Source organism: Paenibacillus liaoningensis, from assembly GCF_059609455.1.
Genome location: NZ_JCAALU010000003.1, coordinates 82,832 through 97,596, shown reverse-complemented (window position 1 = coordinate 97,596; position 14,765 = coordinate 82,832). Strand labels below are relative to the sequence as shown.

Annotated in this window: 12 protein-coding genes and 1 other annotated feature; of the genes, 9 read left to right on the top strand and 3 right to left on the bottom strand. The window is 51.8% G+C overall.

Translation table 11 applies throughout. From position 1 onward, the window contains the following. Window positions 1–44 precede the first annotated feature (44 nt). The 5 genes from AC6B99_RS05030 to AC6B99_RS05010 all read left to right on the top strand — a co-directional run bounded on the left by AC6B99_RS05030 (window position 45) and on the right by AC6B99_RS05010 (window position 4,986). Complete coding sequence (locus AC6B99_RS05030; protein WP_496663011.1) at window positions 45–854, top strand: response regulator transcription factor; 810 nt, start codon at window positions 45–47, stop codon at window positions 852–854. Beyond that, window positions 851–2,320 (top strand): sensor histidine kinase, encoded by a 1,470-nt coding sequence (locus AC6B99_RS05025; RefSeq protein WP_496662905.1) that lies wholly within the window; start codon window positions 851–853, stop codon window positions 2,318–2,320. Before AC6B99_RS05030 ends, AC6B99_RS05025 begins: the two co-directional genes overlap by 4 nt. Window positions 2,321–2,420: 100 nt before the next feature. Continuing rightward, entirely contained in the window at window positions 2,421–3,515 is a 1,095-nt protein-coding gene (locus tag AC6B99_RS05020; RefSeq protein ID WP_496662904.1) for a hypothetical protein, read from the top strand. 773 nt (window positions 3,516–4,288) lie between these two features. Further along, complete coding sequence (locus AC6B99_RS05015) at window positions 4,289–4,531, top strand: hypothetical protein (protein WP_496662903.1); 243 nt, start codon at window positions 4,289–4,291, stop codon at window positions 4,529–4,531. A gap of 176 nt (window positions 4,532–4,707) precedes the next feature. Continuing rightward, window positions 4,708–4,986, top strand: coding sequence for a hypothetical protein (locus AC6B99_RS05010; protein ID WP_046233598.1), 279 nt, complete (start codon window positions 4,708–4,710; stop codon window positions 4,984–4,986). Between the two features lie 76 nt (window positions 4,987–5,062). Here AC6B99_RS05010 and argS read toward each other — a convergent pair whose 3' ends face one another. Together argS and AC6B99_RS05000 are read right to left on the bottom strand one after the other, a co-directional pair. After that, window positions 5,063–6,754, bottom strand: a complete 1,692-nt coding sequence (gene argS, locus AC6B99_RS05005) for an arginine--tRNA ligase (RefSeq protein WP_496663010.1) — start codon at window positions 6,752–6,754, stop codon at window positions 5,063–5,065. 76 nt (window positions 6,755–6,830) lie between these two features. Then, window positions 6,831–7,068, bottom strand: a binding site (T-box leader). Window positions 7,069–7,133: 65 nt separating this feature from the next. Next, window positions 7,134–8,099 carry an L-lactate dehydrogenase gene (locus AC6B99_RS05000; protein ID WP_056033838.1) on the bottom strand — a complete coding sequence of 322 codons (966 nt, stop codon included), beginning with the start codon at window positions 8,097–8,099 and terminating at the stop codon, window positions 7,134–7,136. A 400-nt stretch (window positions 8,100–8,499) separates the two neighbouring features. Here AC6B99_RS05000 and AC6B99_RS04995 point away from each other — a divergent pair, with 400 nt between their 5' ends. The 3 genes from AC6B99_RS04995 to AC6B99_RS04985 all read left to right on the top strand — a co-directional run bounded on the left by AC6B99_RS04995 (window position 8,500) and on the right by AC6B99_RS04985 (window position 12,319). Further along, window positions 8,500–9,567 (top strand): EamA family transporter, encoded by a 1,068-nt coding sequence (locus AC6B99_RS04995; RefSeq protein ID WP_056033842.1) that lies wholly within the window; start codon window positions 8,500–8,502, stop codon window positions 9,565–9,567. Between the two features lie 125 nt (window positions 9,568–9,692). Then, window positions 9,693–10,856 carry an iron-containing alcohol dehydrogenase gene (locus AC6B99_RS04990; RefSeq protein ID WP_494862459.1) on the top strand — a complete coding sequence of 388 codons (1,164 nt, stop codon included), beginning with the start codon at window positions 9,693–9,695 and terminating at the stop codon, window positions 10,854–10,856. A gap of 233 nt (window positions 10,857–11,089) precedes the next feature. Further along, window positions 11,090–12,319, top strand: a complete 1,230-nt coding sequence (locus tag AC6B99_RS04985; protein ID WP_496662902.1) for an aminotransferase-like domain-containing protein — start codon at window positions 11,090–11,092, stop codon at window positions 12,317–12,319. A gap of 169 nt (window positions 12,320–12,488) precedes the next feature. Here AC6B99_RS04985 and AC6B99_RS04980 read toward each other — a convergent pair whose 3' ends face one another. Then, entirely contained in the window at window positions 12,489–13,388 is a 900-nt protein-coding gene (locus tag AC6B99_RS04980; protein WP_496662901.1) for a YwqG family protein, read from the bottom strand. A gap of 194 nt (window positions 13,389–13,582) precedes the next feature. Between AC6B99_RS04980 and AC6B99_RS04975 the strand changes: the two genes are divergently transcribed. Continuing rightward, window positions 13,583–14,698 carry a hypothetical protein gene (locus AC6B99_RS04975; protein ID WP_496662900.1) on the top strand — a complete coding sequence of 372 codons (1,116 nt, stop codon included), beginning with the start codon at window positions 13,583–13,585 and terminating at the stop codon, window positions 14,696–14,698. The last annotated feature ends 67 nt before the right edge of the window (window positions 14,699–14,765 follow it).

Below are 14,765 nucleotides of genomic sequence, written 5' to 3'. Positions count from 1 at the left end.
TAGATAGGCACAGGTGGGAGCGGTGAAGGATGACAGGTCAGATGATAGATAAAAAAATATTGGTCGTAGATGATGAAGCGAGTATCGTCAGCGCCGTTGCCTATGCATTCAGACGCGAGGGCTATTTGGTCGAGACCGCTGGCGATGGGGAAGAGGCGTTGGAGAAGGTAGCCGTCTTCCAGCCGCATGTCATTATTTTAGACGTAATGATGCCGCGCATGAACGGCTATGAAGTGTGCCGGAAGCTGGAGAATCGCCATGGCGTCGGCATTATTTTGCTCACGGTCAAAAATGACATCGTCGACAAGGTGCTGGGGCTTGAGCTGGGCGCCGACGATTATATGACGAAGCCGTTTGATTTGCGCGAGCTTGTTGCCAGAGTGAAGGCGCTGATGCGGCGCACCCAGAAGCTGGCGGGGCGCGAGGAGGAGCCGGATGTGTATGAGCTGGGCAGCATTCGCCTGAACCTGCAGCAGCGGCTCATTACGGCTGGCGGTGCTGCGCTTGAGCTGACGCCAAAGGAATTTGATTTGGCAGCGCTGCTGCTGTCGCATCCCGAGCGGGTTTATACCCGGGAGGAGCTGCTTGATTTGGTCTGGGATATGGAATACGCGGGCGGAACGCGCACGGTAGACATTCATATTCAGCGGCTGCGCAAAAAGCTGGGCGATTCGAGCCAGACGCTGCTCCAGACCGTATACGGCATCGGCTACAAAGCTTCAAAGGCAGGAGCGTCAACAGCTGGGGCATCAAAGATAAGCGCTGGATCTGGGAATACGCAGGACACTTCGGCGGAGTCAGTCTCGTCATCGATAAAAGCGAATGAGCCGGGGCAATCCGGTGAGCCGTCATGAGAATCAGCTTAAAGCTGCGGATGAGCATTGTGCTGATCGTGCTGCTGGCGCTTACCGTTAGCGTACTGAGCATGATGGTGCTGAGCGGGATCAAGCGCGATCAGCAGGAGCGAACAGAGAAGCTGCTGGCCAAGCAAAGCGAGGTAGCGGCACAATACGTTCGGCAAAGCTTCGCTACTAGCGAACCGCCGCTTGCCCTTGATGCCTTCATGCCGTTGAGAGGGCAGCGGCTGGCGCTCTACATTTCAATGATCAGCGGCATGCAGACGACGCTGTATGACACGCAGGGCAAAGAAGCCGGCAGCTCCATTCCCGTTGGCGGGGAGAAAGGAGCAAATTTATCCGACACGCTGCAATATGCCCTGAATGGCAAAATCGCCTATCAGACGGCGGGGGATTCCCTTATTTATTTTGCTCCTTTGCAGGGCGAGGATGGATTGCTTGGCGTAGTCAGCTTCCATTACTCGTTGAAAAATGACCATCAGTTCGCCCAAACCATCCGCGAGCTGTTTCAAACCGCGGGCATTATTGCCGTGGTGGCAGGGGCCGCCATGGGCTATGCGTATTTTTATAGGCTGGCAGCGGTCATTTCCCGGCTGAGAAGCGCAGCGGGCAATATTCGGGAAGGGCGGTATTTGCAGCAAAATCCCGTACGAAGGCGCGATGAGCTGGGCGACTTAAGCCAGGATATTTTTTTCATGAGCAGCGCCATTGAACGGCATATTGAGGAAATGAAGGAGGAGCAGCGCAAGCTTACGCTCGCCATCCTCAAGCTGCAGCAATTGGAGCAGCAGCAGAAGCAGTTCATCGGCAACATTAGCCATGAGTTCAAGACGCCGCTCACGTCGATTCGGGCGTATGTGGATTTGCTGGATATGTACCGCGATGATCCGAAGCTCATTGATGAGGCGATACAAAGCATGGGCAAGGAGTCCGGGCGGCTGTACGATATGGTCGAGAAGGTGCTGCATTTGGCGGCGCTGGAAAAGTATGCGTTTGAGCAGCAGGCCGAGGTGCTGCAGCTGGATGAGCTGCTGCTGGATTTGTGCACGCGCATGCAGGGAAAGGCGGCAAAATTTGATTTGTTGCTGCAAATGCAGCTGGAGCCTGCTGTCATCTGGGCGGATCGGGAGAGCCTGATGCAAATATTCATCAACCTAATTGATAATGCCATTAAATATAATCGTCCTGGCGGACAGATTGAGGTCGCGCTGCATGTGGACGGAAATCGGGTCAATGTTGTCGTGCGGGATACGGGCATTGGCATTCCAGCGGAAGCGCATGACAAAATTTTTGAGCCTTTCTATACGGTCAACCGCGACCGCTCCCGCATATCGGGAGGAACGGGACTTGGCCTTTCGCTCGTTAAGCAGCTTGCCGAGGCGCAAAAGGGTGAGCTTGTACTGGTAAGGTCGGGCGAGGATGGAACGACGTTCAAGGTCTATTTTCCGCTATATAGCGGTTAATGGTGTAAAGGTTTACAGGTCCGCAACAAGCTGGAGATGAGGCGGAAACATCCACGGATTACAATAAGCGCATAGCAATAAGGGAGAGGGGAAACACGAGATGAAACAAACCCATTTTAAATGGATAAATACAGGCGCGGCTGCCTGCTGTGTGGCTTTTTTGCTGGCGGGCTGCGCAGACGGAACGGCACCTGCACGCGAAACAATTCAAAAGCCGGATAAAACGATTACCGTCGTTGAGCCGGGCCAATCGACCGATACGAAGGTCGCTGTCAGCCAAATTGCCCAAATAGACAGAACGCGGGGAATTAGTTTTATTACCGAGGAGCAGCTGGTCATCGTCAAGCGCAATGAAAATGAGCAGAAAATAGCGGTGGAAGGGGAAATGATGTTTCCCAACAATTTGTATGTGCACGATCTGGCAACGAAGCAGGAGGAGGCCTTGCATGAGCAGCCGGCGCATCAGGGATTTGCCAAGCCGTCTCCGGATGGGAAATATTTATTTTATAAGCTGAATAACGAAGAAAGTGCCCACGGCTACATGATGAATTTGGAAACGCGAGAGTCGGTCGAGCTGGGCAGCGATGTGATCGATACGACGACAGGCATGTGGATGGACGATACGCATGTGCTGTTTTTGACGGTCGAGGGAAAAGTAATCAAGGCGAGCGTTGATGGCACATTGGAGACGATTTTGAGCAGCGATCATCGGATATTTACGGCAGTGCCTGGCGAGGGCGGCATTTATTATGTGGTGAATGAAGTGCTGTATTTTCTTCCTGATGGCAGCAAGCAGGCGGAGAAGCTGGCGACGGACGTCGTCTGGGTGATCCCCTCGCCCGAGCGCAAGCAGCTCGCTTTGGTGAAGCGGACATCGAATACGACGCGGACGCTGATGATTACGGATGCCAAGGGCAATGAGCCGATTGAGCTGGGCAGCGCGACGCAAGTATTTGGCACAAGCTGGTCGCCGGATGGCAAGAAGCTGGCCTACAGCCTGACATCGGAAGGAACGGACGGCGACAACGGAGTATTTGTAGCAGATGCCATCAGTGGAGATACGGTGCCGATCAAGCTGGATGTCCAATATTTATCCGATGATCTCGGCTGGAGCCCTTCTGGCAAAAAAATCGTCGCCGCAACTTATTCCCAGGAGCAGAACGATTTTATTACGTTTGTGATTACGTTGAAATAAAAGCTGCATCATTATATTTATGAAAAAATAAGGATGTCCGTAATAGCTAGCAGCTACTTAGCTACTTAAGGACATCCTCTTTATGGTTAATTTAAATTACTTTTTTGATTTCTTAAATAAAATCCAAACAACAAATCCGACTAAGGAAAAAGAAGCAATGGAATAGAGAATGGATACAAAATTCATAGGCTTTGAAAAAAACAAGGAAGCTTAGAATGAACTTGCACTGGTCTAGTCTCCTGTATACTTAAATCCATTAAAGATTTTGTTATAAATTTCATGAAAAAACCTCCAGCTTAATTATGAAGTTATTTTAGTGCTTTTATATGAACGAAAATGAGCCAGAATTAGATCGAAATTAGCGTCACACGTATTTCCGTTAAACTTGGCGGACACAGCCGCAGCTATTTTAACAGAATTACGGATTATGGCACAGGTTTCGGACTCAGGAGCCGCTATTGCGATGTAAATGGCCATTTTATTGGGATAATGGGAGTGATAACGGCTCTCCTGTCCGCTTACGTCCTGAACTCGGCTCAAAAGTCAGAATAGCGGAATCTCAGTCCTCAGTCCCGATCTGGTTTACATATGTGCCTAGCAGGTTCGTTATGAAACGCTATTATAGCACTTTCAATTGTGAATTTTACTTTTTTTATCCATAAAAATAAAAAATCCTGTATGATAAAATTTAGTCGCTAGTGTAAATATTGAAGTTGGCAGGCAAGTGATTAAACGTACGTCGTTATTGTAACCCTGAACGAGGTGGTAGGGTCATGCTTAATTTAATTGCTCTAATCGCTTATTTGCTGATTACATTATGGGTCATTGTTAGTATCATAAGAGCAGGATGGGAGCCTCAAAGAAGAGTGCAAAACATCTATTTGTTATTTATAGGTGGAATGCTAATGTTTGCAATGGCTCCGAAGGAGCTTTGGAAAATGATCCTTCCGCTGTTCAATCTTGCACTAATCATAGCCTATCTGATATTCATCTTTGCTTTGAGAAAAAAAGTGTAAGAGCATAAATCATGCATGCCTCGTTATAAAAATGGATTCACCGAAGCGGGAATTCCTTACTTTCGTATGAAGATTTTCAAAGCAAAACGATGGACCTAATGGCGGAAATATTGACTTAAGGCGCTATAAAGGGTATTATTACACAATCTTGAATACGAACAGTAAGGGTGAAAATCTTGAATTCGAAACTGCAGATTAAGAACGTTATTTTAGCCGACAAAGATCTTGCCTCAGGGTTATATCAGTTCATCATGACACTTAGTGAAGGTTCTAAGGCGCGTTTGTTCTACAGCCAGAAGCCAGTATGGAGATTAACAGGCGTTACGCGTATGCTGAACGTGCCGTGTCCATTGTGCCGGAAAGACTACTACTGTAATTGCTTTGAGAAGAACATTGCTCATTTCAATCAGCAGATCATCGAGAAGGATCTTATTCCGGAACCGACGAATAGCTAATACTTGTTTGAACAAGCTTACAAAAACAGGCATCCCCGCCTCTGGCTGGTGGATGCCTGTTTTTTGCGCTTTGCGTCTAAATTTCCATCGGCGTCTTCAAGCCGAGCAGCTCTAAGCCTTCCTTAAGCACATCGGCAGCCACCTGCACCAGCTTAAGCTTAACGATCCGCTCCCCAGCGTCCCCAGCGAGCACCTTGTCATGATGATAAAAACGATTGAACGCCTGGGCGAGCTGAATCAAATATCTGGCGAGAATCGATGGCTCATGCCGTTTGGCGGCGTCTCCAAGGGCTGCTGTGTAGCGCAAAAGCATCTTCATTAGCAGCCAAGCATAATCGCCCGTCACATACTCATAATCTGCAGGCTGAGGTGCTGCTGCGACGTCGCTGCCGGCCGCTTTTGCCAATATCCGCTGCGTTCTGGCGTAAGCATATTGCACGTACGGGCCCGTCTCCCCTTCAAAATTCAGTACATCCTCCAGCACAAAATCGACCGCGAGCATTCTCGTATTTTTGAGATCCCCGAACACGACGGCGCCAATGCCAACCGCTTCGGCTACCTCGGCTTTGCCTGCAAGTGCTGGATTCTTTTCCTCTATTTTCTGCAAAGCCCGCTGTACCGCTTCATCCAGCACTTCTTCTAGAAATACGACCTTGCCGCGGCGGGTGGACATTTTTTGCCCGTCCAGCTTCATAAGCCCGAACGGGATATGCTTGCAGGCGGCTGCCCACGCAAAGCCCATTTTCTCAAGCACGAGAAACAGCTGGCGGAAATGCAGCGATTGTTCCGAGCCGACAACATACAGCAGCTCGCTGCCCTTCATCTCTTCATGGCGATAAATGGCAGTCGCCAAATCACGTGTCGCATAGATGGATGTGCCATCGGATTTGCGAATGAGGCAAGGCGGCAGCTCATGCTCATCCAGCCGGACGACCTGTGCGCCTTCACTTTCCTCCAGCAGCTGCTGCTCCTGAAGCTGCTGGACGACGGCGTCCATTTTATCGTTATAGAAGCTTTCGCCAAGAAAATGGTCAAAGCAGACGCCGAGCCGGGCATACAGCTTATTGAACTCCTTCAGGCTGTCGGCAATAAACTGGCTCCAGCAGCGAATCGCTTCAGCATCGCCAGCTTCCAGCTTGGCGAACCAGCTGCGCGCCTCATCCTCCAGCTCGGGGTGCTGCTCTGCCTCTTCGTGAAAACGCACATACAGCTCCAAATAGCCCTTAATGGGATCGGCTGCAAGCTGCTGCTCGTCGCCCCATTTTAGATAGGCGGTAATCATCTTGCCGAACTGCGTGCCCCAATCGCCCAAGTGATTGACGCTGACCGTCTCATAGCCAACCTTGCGCAAAATATGGTACAGCGCATTGCCGATCATCGTCGAGCGCAAATGCCCAATACCGAACGGCTTCGCAATATTGGGCGAAGACATGTCGATTATGACACGCTCTCCATTCCCTATAGCTGCATGCAGGAGGGTTCCGTTCTGCCAATCTGCAATAAGCTGCGCGGCTGCTAGTTCCCGATTCCATTTGAAATTCAAATAGGGGCCGGCAGCCCGAACGCTCCAGCTCGCATCTGCCAGCAGGGGCTCAAGCAAAGCAGCAATGTTAACGGGGCTTTGTTTCATCGTGCGGGCCAAAGTAAAGCAGGGGAAAGCAACATCGCCAAGCTCCTCATCGGGCGGATATTCCAGCAAGGGCCGAATATCCGCTTCGGGCAGATCCAGCGCTTTGGCCAATGCCAGCGCGATTTTGTCCATTAACAGCATCATCATCTTCCTCTCTAAAATAAATGTTCCGGCCAGAGTAGAGCAGCACGCCAAAAAGGCCCCGTCTCTAAAAATAAGAGACGAGGCCTGTTATCCCCGCGGTACCACTCTTGTTGCCGCCTCCGCACAGAAACAAAGAGGGGCATCTCGCCGTTGTAACGGTGCTGAACCGGACGTCCCTAGCATGATTGCTCGTTTCAGGCCGCCATCTCCCGGGTGCGCTTCACCTAATCGTCCATTGCCGGCTTCCACTGTCCCGGCTCGCTTGAAATGGCACCCATGTAGGTTACTCTCCCGTTCCTTGATGTTAATTAACAGCTATCATATCGGATACGATCAGAAAAATCAATCCGTTTTTAGTCGGCCAAGCTTGCAGCTATTCTTTCTCGGTTACGAGGCACAGGCTCTCAATCGCCTGGCGTATAATCGAGCATGAGCGCTCCATCAGCCGCTGCTCCCGCGTAGTCAGCTTGAGCTCGACGATTTCCTTAACCCCGCAGCGGGCGATGATCGCGGGGACGCCAGCGCATACTTGCTGCTGGCCATATTCGCCGTTTAATATCGCAGACACGGCAATAATGCGATGCTCATCGTTTAGAATAGAGCGGGTAATATGCGCCAGCGCATTGCCGATGCCAAAGCTGGTCGAGCCTTTGCGCGTATAGATTTCCCAGCCGGCATTGCGGGTCTGCTCCGCGAGCGCTCCGAGCTTCACATGCCCGAAGCGCTCGGGATGCTGGGCCAAAATATGCAGCAGCGGCTTGCCGCCAACCGTCACATGCGACCAGGCGGGAAACTGCGACTCGCCATGCTCCCCAAGCACATAGCCCTGCACGCTGCGGGCATCCACTGGAAAATGCTCGCAGAGCAGCGTCTTGAGCCGCGAGGAGTCGATGGACGTTCCGGTGCCAATCACTTGGCAACGCGGCATGCCGGACAGCTCCCACACGACATACGTCACAATATCCACAGGATTGGCGGCCGCTACAAAAATTCCGCTGAATCCGCTGTTCATAATGCGCGGAATCATCGTTTCATAAATCTCGCGCACCGTATGCAGCACATCAAGCCGATCATCGCTGCCGACGGGATACGCCCCAGCGCAGAGAAGGATAACGTCCACATCCCCGCACTGCTCCAGCGTTCCAGCAGCAACCTTTGTGCGGCCATGGACAAAGTCCATGCTGTGCGACAAATCGAGCGCCTGTGCATAGGCCCGGTCGAACGTGCGGTCAATGAGCAGCAGCTCATCGCAAATCGACTGGTTAATTAAGGCATACGCGCAGCTTGAACCGACCTGACCGACTCCTACAATAGCGACCTTGCGCGCTTTGTTTGCCATCCGTTTGCATCTCCTCCACCGTAACCTCGTTACGCTATTATATGCGGCATCCAGCCCATGATGTGACGGCTATGTTCAATCCATGTTTGTCTATGTCACATGGAAGCAAAAGCGTGAAAATATGCACATTTTGACCTGCCATCCTATGGCGGATAGAGCTTTGCTTTTCAACATATCCACAGAGTTATGCACATTATCAACAGAGTTCAAATGGAGTATTTTCCGCCACCTCCAATACTTATCCACAAGTGAACAGGGAGGATTGTCCACACTGTACAGGTCAGAAGTCCTAAGGTTGAATATAGATAAACCGCTTATTTTCGTACATTTACAATCTAACTTTCAGCTGTCATGATAGGGAAAGTATATGTGGGCAGACACAGATGGAGGAATGGAATTCATGTGGCTTGTATTATCCTTGCTGGCGGCGACGAGCTTTGGGCTGCGGGGGATTTTGTATCATTGGACGAGCCAGCAGGCGCTTAATCGCAATGCGCTGCTGTGTGGTGTATTTTTCTCAGGGGCGCTGATTACACTTGTTTGTACGCTGGCGACTGGAACATCTTTCACCGTTTCATCGCTTATTGGCGTGCAGATGGGACTGCTCTCTTTCGGCGCAAATGCGAGCATGTTCAAGGGCTTTGCCGTGGGCAAAGCCTCTATTGTTGCGATTTTGACCGCGCTTCCTTCGGCAATTGTCGTCGTTGTCGCCTTCGCGGTATGGGGCGAGACGCTCAATATGGCGCAGCTCAGCTCCTTTATTATCATTATTGCGGGTATATTGCTGGTGCGTTATTCCAATGATATTACCCGTGGCAATTTGCAAGGAGCGCAATGGGGGCTACTGGCGATGCTGCTGTTTGCCGGAAACGATTTGTCGGGAAAATGGTCGACGATGATGGATGCGCCGTTGTTTCCGACGCTTGTCTGCATGTTCAGCAGCGGCTCGATCTGCTTTGGGCTTTGGTGGCTGCGCGACCTGCGCTCCGTACGTGCTGCTGCTGCGGCAGCAGGCCAAGCAGCGCAGGAGATAGCAGCAGGTGCCGCAGCAATTACTCTTAACGCTGTTAATACTCTCAATTCTCTTAATACGGTTAGTGCGGTTAATGCTGGTATCACGAGTGGCGCAAGAAACGGGACTGCGAGTCCAAGCACTCAGCCAATCGTGAGCGTGGCAGCTCAGGCAGCCAACCGGGCAGGCACAGCAGACAAACGCAGCTGGAGCTTCCGCCGCACGTTTTCCGTCGGGATGGCAGTCGGCATTACCAATGCAGTGGGCATGATGTTTATTGTGACGGCCTTTGATGTAGGGAAGGCGGGGCTGGTGTCGGCCGTAACGGCGCTTAATGTGCTAATCGTGCTGCTTTATACGCGGTTCGTTGTGAAGGAGCGGTTCTCCAAACTGGAGACGATCGGGATTTCGACCGCGTTCGCAGGCATCCTGCTCTTGCGTTTGTATGGCTCCTAATGTGAAGCGGCCTGCGCTGAATACAGGCGAGTTAAGTACGAAACGTCTATAACTTTAGAAAACTCAGTGAAAGTGTTATAATACAACCGTTCACTTATTTTACTTAACGGGAGGTTTCACTTACTATGAAAGATTTTGAATTGTACAACCCAACCAAGCTCATATTCGGAGCAGGGAAGGTACAGCAGCTTGGAGAGCTGGTCAAGCCATACGGGACGAAAGTTCTGCTCGTATACGGCGGCGGAAGCATCAAGCGTTCGGGGCTTTATGACGAAGTGATTTCCCAATTAAATAGCATTGGCGCAACCGTTCATGAACTGTCTGGCGTGGAGCCGAATCCGCGTCTAACGACAATTAATAAAGGGATCGACATTTGCCGCAGCGAAAAAATCGAGTTCGTGCTCGCCGTTGGCGGCGGCAGCGTGCTGGATGCTTCCAAGGCGATTGCAGCTGGGGCGCTCTATGATGGCGATGTGTGGGATTTCACGATCCGCAAAGCAGTCATCCAAGAGGCATTGCCTATCGGCACTGTGCTGACGCTTGCCGCTACCGGCTCGGAAATGAACGGCAATGCGGTTATTTCCAACTGGGAAACGCAGCAAAAACGCGGTCTCGGCAGCAAGCTTGTTTATCCGAAATTTTCGATTCTTGATCCGAAGCTGACATATTCCGTGCCGAAGGATCAGACGGCGAACGGCATTGTCGACATTATGTCGCATGTGTTCGAGCAATATTTCTCCCTGACGACCAATACGCCGCTGCAGGAGCGCTTTGCAGAATCCATTTTGCAAACGGTCATTGAAAATGGTGAAAAAGCAATCGAAAACGGCTCCGACTATGACGCCAGAGCGAATTTGCTGCTTGCCGGCACCTTTGCGCTCAACGGCACGCTGCCGATTGGCGTCGTGACGGACTGGGCGTCGCATGGCATCGAGCATGAGGTAAGTGCGATTTATGATATCGCACATGGCGCAGGACTTGCGATCATCTTCCCGAACTGGATGAAGCATGTGTATCAAGAGCGTATTGACCGCTTCGTGCAATATGCGGTACGGGTATGGAACATCGATCCGAGCGGCAAATCCGATGAGGAAGTGGCGCTTGCGGGTATTGAAGCGACACGCGCCTACTTTACGCGCATTGGCGAGCCTGCAACACTTGGCGAGCTGGGCATTGGCGGCGAGAACATTGACCGGATGGCGGCGGAAGCGACTGTATTCGGCCCAATCGGCTCCTTCAAGAGCCTGGACAAGGAAGCGGTCAAGAGCATCTTGACGGCGAGCCTGTAAGCCAGGAAGTCAAAGCTCTTATAAAGCATTCAGGTACTGCTGCGCAAGCAGCACGCCTGAGTGCTTTTTTTTCTGGCCAGCAATGGGTCTATATCATCTCCAATCCTTGAAATTTCAATGATGGAATAGAAAATCTCTATTATCCGTGCCGTTGACCGCTGCATATATGGAGTGATAAGTTAAATTCATATAAAATAATCGGAATAATCGGATATTAGAGGAGGCTTTTTCAGATGGGAGATCAAGCAGCAGCGTATCGTTTTGCCCGCAACTTGCCCGCACGATCCATTGGCGGAACGAAGGTGACAGACCCGCAGCATGTTCATTTGTCCTACGGCTTTCCGGCAACGGACTTGCTGCCGGTTGAGGAGCTGCATGCAGCAGCGGCGGAAGCTCTTAAATGGGACCGGGCGGATGCGCTCCATTATTCGGGAGCGAAGGGGCCAGCCCGCGTCAGGGATTGGGTGCTGGCACGTTCCCGCAAGTTCGGCATTCATGCTGGGGCGGAAAATTTTATTCCGACCTTTGGCGCCATTCAAGGCATTGACCTGACCGCGCGAATTTTGCTAAACCCGGGGGATGAGGCTTGGGTAGAAGGGCCGACCTTCTTTAATGGCTTGCAGGCGTTCCGCGCAGCGGGTGCCGTCATCAAGTCGATCCCCGTCGATGAGGAGGGTCTTCAGGTCGAGCTGCTGGAAGCAGCCTTGAAGCAGGCAGCTGAAAGCAATGAGCCGATACCGAAGCTGCTGTACTGCATGCCGAACTATCATAATCCGACGGGTGTGAGCCTGTCGCTGGAGCGCAGGCGGAAAATTGCGGAGCTGGCGGTGGCCTACAATTTCCTCGTTTTGGAGGATGATGCTTATGCCGAGCTGAACATTAGCGGGAAGACGCTTCCTGCGATCTATTCGTTTGCGCCGGAGCAGGTCATCTATGTCAGCACATTTTCGAAGACGTTGGGCCCTGGACTGCGCCTCGGCTGGGCAATTGCCGCACCGGAGGTCATTACGCATATGGCGACGCTGTCGCTGGGAAGCCAGCTTAATCCTTTTACCCAAGAGGTCGTTGGCGAATTGCTGCAGCATTATGGATTTGATGAGCAGGTAGCAAAACTTACCGAGCGCTATAGAGCGCAGCGCGATACGATGATTCAAGCTCTCAGGAGGGAGTTTGCGAAGCATATTTCGGTGCAGGCGCCGGATGGCGGATTTTTCGTCTGGGTAACGTTTGACGAGCAGGTGGATGTGCGGCAGTTTGCGCCAGCAGCGCTTGCGAAGGGCGTCAGCTTTGTAGCGGGCAATGCTTTTTTCGCGGATGGGCAGGGCTCCCGCCATTTGCGGCTGTGCTTTAGCTTCTGCAACACGGAGCAGATCGAACGCGGCATTAAGGCTTTGGCAGAGGCTTATTATGAAGCTTTGCAAGGCCGAGCGGCGCAGCAAGCTGTTCCCGAGCTGCAAGCCTAGATCCGAGCTTAACTGGCCGGGGCCTAACTGGTTATCCGTATCATCTTGAGATCCACCTTGTTCGATTCCCGACATAAAGCGCGAAGCTTCGCCTCGCCGTCAGCAGAAAATCTGCGAGGCGAAGCTTCGCGCTTTTTAAATATTCCATGTACTCCTATTGATGTGAAGGTTAGCTGGAATACAGCGAGCAGTAGGTGCGGCTGAAATTGCGAGCCAGCAGGTCCTCTTTTCGAATGAAGAAATGAATGACGCCAGCATTCTGCCACTGGTAGCCGACTAGTTCGTTGCTGTCTATTTCCAGCAGCATAATCATATCCGCGATTTCCGCTTCGGCCCGCTCCCGGCTTCCACGGAGCCTGTCCATCAAATGCTTCATCGCCTTCTCGCTGTCATTTTCGGTCGTCTTATCCGCCAAAATGAACAGTGCCGCTTCCTCCTCAGCATCGTGATGCTGCCCGGCCGGATAGCCGAACATCGTTCCCCAATTGGTTTTGCGATCCCCCTGCATCTCGGCGGCAAGCTCAAAATAGCGGTCGGTCGAGCCCTCCTCAAAATCAATGACCTCATAATCCACATAAGGCATGTTCGGCAGCTCGACCGCTGAAAAGGCTGCGGCTTTGTAAGGATGAAACGACGTTTCATAAATATCCTCAAGAATCGTTGCCGTCTCGGGATGGCGTAGAGCAAGCTGCTGCGGGTATTCGACAAAAATAATGCGATGCTCGACGTTCGCAGCCCCTTCGTCCATGCCGATAAAGAAATACAGCATGCCAGCTTCAGGCAGCCAGCCCTGTCTGCATGCAGGCGCTATATCTGCCATATTCAGCTGGGCGAGCGGCGTCATCAGCTTGCCAGACGATTCCGTCGGCCATTTCATCGCTTGCGGAAGGTCTGGATAGCCGCCGACGCGCGAGTTGCCGACCTTTTCATATAAATCAGGCTCTATTGCAGACAGCTTCACTGTGCTGCGGGCTTGCGGGAGCAATTTTTCGGCAGCGGGAGACAGTTGATGCTCATTCAGCAATTGTTCCAACGCTTGTGACAGCTGTTCGTTAAGGTGATTGGACATAAGCATAAATCCTCCATTCTGGGATTGAGTAAGTCGTCATAAACCAAGTCGTATTGAACCATTACCCCGCTGCGAGGAAAGCTTACCACATTGGACTGGCGAGAAAGATAGAGTTTGCCGATAAAAGGGTATATTTCCCTATGTGATGTTCTACCTAAATCAAAGTACGATAGAAATAAGGGGCTGATAGACAGATGGAAGAATTGAAAAGCTGGAGTAAAGCATGGAATGTCGAGACGTTAACGGATACGGTTGGTCAAGTGACCCTATTGAATCATCCGGGCGGCATCTCTCCAAAAGGAGCCATTGCTGCTCCGAGGGGCGGTACGGTGATTGCGGCTTATGCCTATCATGACAATCAAAGCGGTCTTTACGATGTCGTCTATATCCATCTGGATGAGAGCGGCAGTCTTATTGATACGCAGCATGAGCAGGAGGGCGTTTTGCCTGAGCTGTTCCATAGCCCGGATGGCGCGGTTTGGGTATCGCTTGGCACTTCACATGGCAAGGAGCTTGATATAGCGCTGCCGCTGTACGGACGCAGCGACCATGCCGCTCCTAAAGGGAGCCGTCCTTTTCCAGGGAAATATGCCGCTTCGGCAGAGAAATCAGCCTGGTTCCACGATGAGGATTGGTTCAGCGATAAAAAGCCGGACCGCCTGCTGCGGCTGGAATTTGCGGATGGCCGCATCCAGTCAAGCAAGGTTATCAAGCTGCCGATGCCCAAAAACAATAAAATCTCCCTTGATCCGGAGGGCAGGCTTCATCTGCTTGCTGTTCTTCATCAGGAGGAAGAACTGCTGCACCGTCCGCTAGACAGCCAAGGTAACGTTATGGAAGAACGCCGCTTGAGCGGGTTCGATGCGGATTTGCTTGAGGTGCTGGAGCTCGGAAGCGAACGGGATATGCGGGTTATTTTCACGCTCGGAAATGCTCTGAATCTCGGTGTTGTTGCGCCGGACGGGCGGCGGGAGACGCATGCACTGCATGAGCTGCCAAGCCCGTTTTACAGCGTCTGGGAGCCTGTGCGCCTTGCGGACGGGACGGATATCATCCGCTTTACTTTTGAAGAGGGTAATGGATGGGCAATTGTGCAAAATACGGAGCTGCGCGCGATTTTTACACATAGCGGAGAACGCGGCTACACGAATCAGCTGACAGGCGAGCTGCTGCCTATTCCAGCCAGCGAATCGCTCGTATTAAACGATATTTGCCGCGTCAGCGATCAGGCATACCGGGTCATTATTTATCCGATGATGAATGGTGCTGCCAAAGCCCAGCAGTTGTTTATCGCGCAATTGGAGCTGTAGGAGCTGGGGCAAGGGAGAGGGCAAGTGAGTGGGAAGGGATAGGGCAAGAAGTACAGCAGTAGATCGC

What these genes read in the sequence shown, in the direction of transcription:
- AC6B99_RS05025 (WP_496662905.1), top strand. Translation starts at nt 851, where the DNA reads ATGAGAATCAGCTTAAAGCTGCGGATGAGCATTGTGCTGATCGTGCTG.
- AC6B99_RS05020 (WP_496662904.1), top strand. Translation starts at nt 2,421, where the DNA reads ATGAAACAAACCCATTTTAAATGGATAAATACAGGCGCGGCTGCCTGC.
- AC6B99_RS05015 (WP_496662903.1), top strand. Translation starts at nt 4,289, where the DNA reads ATGCTTAATTTAATTGCTCTAATCGCTTATTTGCTGATTACATTATGG.
- AC6B99_RS05000 (WP_056033838.1), bottom strand. Translation starts at nt 8,099, where the DNA reads ATGGCAAACAAAGCGCGCAAGGTCGCTATTGTAGGAGTCGGTCAGGTC.
- AC6B99_RS04995 (WP_056033842.1), top strand. Translation starts at nt 8,500, where the DNA reads ATGTGGCTTGTATTATCCTTGCTGGCGGCGACGAGCTTTGGGCTGCGG.
- AC6B99_RS04990 (WP_494862459.1), top strand. Translation starts at nt 9,693, where the DNA reads ATGAAAGATTTTGAATTGTACAACCCAACCAAGCTCATATTCGGAGCA.
- AC6B99_RS04985 (WP_496662902.1), top strand. Translation starts at nt 11,090, where the DNA reads ATGGGAGATCAAGCAGCAGCGTATCGTTTTGCCCGCAACTTGCCCGCA.
- AC6B99_RS04980 (WP_496662901.1), bottom strand. Translation starts at nt 13,388, where the DNA reads ATGTCCAATCACCTTAACGAACAGCTGTCACAAGCGTTGGAACAATTG.
- AC6B99_RS04975 (WP_496662900.1), top strand. Translation starts at nt 13,583, where the DNA reads ATGGAAGAATTGAAAAGCTGGAGTAAAGCATGGAATGTCGAGACGTTA.